Here is a 2,266-nt window from a genome sequence, read left to right as displayed (position 1 = left end):
ATGGTGTAAATCTTCGTTTAGGTCAATCAGTTATGGAAATCATTGGAGATGAAAATAATAAAGTTAAGGCTGTTAAAACTGATAAGGGTCAATATGAAACAGATATGGTTCTTATGGCTATAGGCTTTAGACCAAACACCAGCCTAGGCAAAGATGATTTGGAACTTTTCAGAAATGGAGCATATGTTGTTGATAAGCATCAAAGAACTTCTGTGAAAGATGTTTATGCAATTGGTGATTGTGCTACAATTTTTGATAACACAATTGAAAATAAAAATTATATAGCTTTAGCAACAAATGCAGTTAGATCAGGACTTGTTGCAGCCTTTAATATTTTAGGAAAAGATGTAGAATCTCTTGGAGTTCAAGGTTCTAATGGAATTTGTATTTTTGATTTAAAAATGGTTTCTACAGGTTTAAGTCTTAAAAAAGCTAAAAAACTTGGTTTAGATGTAGAATGTACAGATTTTGAAGATTTGCAAAAACCAGAATTTATGGAACATGACAATCCAAAAGTAAAAATAAGAATAGTTTATGATAAGAAGACAAGAGTAATTTTAGGGGCTCAAATGGCTTCACATTATGATATGTCTATGGGAATTCATATGTTCTCCTTGGCAATTTATAAGAAAGTAACAATTGATGAGCTAAAACTTCTTGATATTTTCTTCCTACCTCATTTTAATAAGCCATATAATTATATAACAATGGCTGCTTTGGGAGCTAAATAAATCAGTCTAAAATCCTATTTATTAATATATTAAAATTTGAATAGCCAAGACCTCTAACATTTGGGGACTTGGTTATTTTATTTGTGTTTAAAATACAAGGAAAGTTTTTCGTGAACTTTATTTTTACATATTTTTATTTTATAATATTTATATTGGGTAAAAATCTAAGGCAACGTGTGTTGCCTTTTTGTCATATAAGAAAGTAAGTGATACTGTGAAATTTAAAATTCATTCAGATTATAAACCGACTGGGGACCAACCTCAGGCTATTGATAAATTGGTGGAGGGTTTAAATAAGGGCTATAAGCACCAAACTCTTTTGGGAGTTACAGGTTCTGGTAAAACTTTTACAATGGCAAATGTCATTGAAAGAGTTCAAAGACCTGCTCTTGTTATAGCTCACAATAAAACTCTTGCCTACCAACTTTGCTCAGAATTAAAGGAATTTTTTCCGGAAAATGCAGTGGAATATTTTGTGTCTTATTATGATTACTATCAACCAGAAGCCTACGTTCCTATGACTGATACTTTTATAGAAAAAGATTCGTCAGTAAATGATGAGATAGATAAATTAAGACATTCTGCTACTATGTCTTTATTCGAAAGACGTGATGTTATTATTGTCGCATCAGTTTCTTGCATATATGGTTTAGGGGACCCTATAGATTATGAAAATCTAGCGATTTCTTTAAGACCTGGCATGATTAGGGATAGAAATGAAATAATGTCAAAACTTGTAGATATTCAGTATGTGAGAAATGATTTTGATTTTTCTAGAGGAACTTTCAGAGTCAGGGGAGATGTGCTTGAGATTTTTCCAGCATCATCTTCTGAAAAATCTATAAGAGTGGAATTTTTTGGAGATGAAATAGATAGAATTTCTGAAGTAGATGCTCTTACAGGAAAAGTTTTAAGACTTTTGACTCACGCTTATATCACTCCAGCATCCCACTATGCAACAACAAAAACTAAAGTCGAAAAGGCTATTGTAACTATAGAGGAAGAATTAGAAGAAAGGCTTAAAGTTTTAAAAGACCAAGATAAACTCTTAGAGGCGCAAAGGCTTGAACAGAGAACAAGATATGATTTGGAAATGCTTGAAGAAATGGGATATTGTAATGGAATAGAAAATTATTCAAGACATCTTTCTCAAAGACCAGCTGGTTCAAGACCCTATACCTTAATAGATTATTTTCCTGATGATTTTATCACAATTATTGATGAATCTCACCAATCTATTCCTCAAATAAGAGGTATGTTTAATGGAGATAGGTCAAGAAAAGAAACTTTAGTTGAATATGGTTTTAGACTTCCATCAGCTCTTGACAATAGACCTTTAAGATTTTTTGAATTTGAATCAATGATGAAGCAATGTATGTATGTTTCTGCAACCCCAGGACCCTATGAAAGAGAGCATGAAGAAAATTCTGCAGAACAGATTATTAGACCTACAGGACTTTTAGATCCTCAAATTTTTGTAAGACCTGTTAAAAATCAAATTGATGATTTGGTTAGTGAAATAAATAAAACTGTTA

Annotated in this window: 2 protein-coding genes; both read left to right on the top strand. The window is 31.7% G+C overall.

Annotated features, from left to right (window positions below; all coding sequences use genetic code 11):
* Window positions 1-731: FAD-dependent oxidoreductase (locus tag HMPREF9131_RS04725; protein WP_009345695.1), on the top strand; the 731-nt coding region annotated here is incomplete at its 5' end.
* 214 nt (window positions 732-945) lie between these two features.
* A partial coding sequence (gene uvrB, locus HMPREF9131_RS04720) for an excinuclease ABC subunit UvrB (protein WP_009345694.1) occupies window positions 946-2,266 on the top strand: 1,321 nt, incomplete at its 3' end.

This window comes from Peptoniphilus sp. oral taxon 836 str. F0141, from assembly GCF_000179335.1.
Classification (GTDB): domain Bacteria; phylum Bacillota; class Clostridia; order Tissierellales; family Peptoniphilaceae; genus Peptoniphilus_A; species Peptoniphilus_A lacrimalis.
Note: the sequence above shows the minus strand (reverse complement) of the source record. Positions and strands in the feature narration are given on the sequence as shown.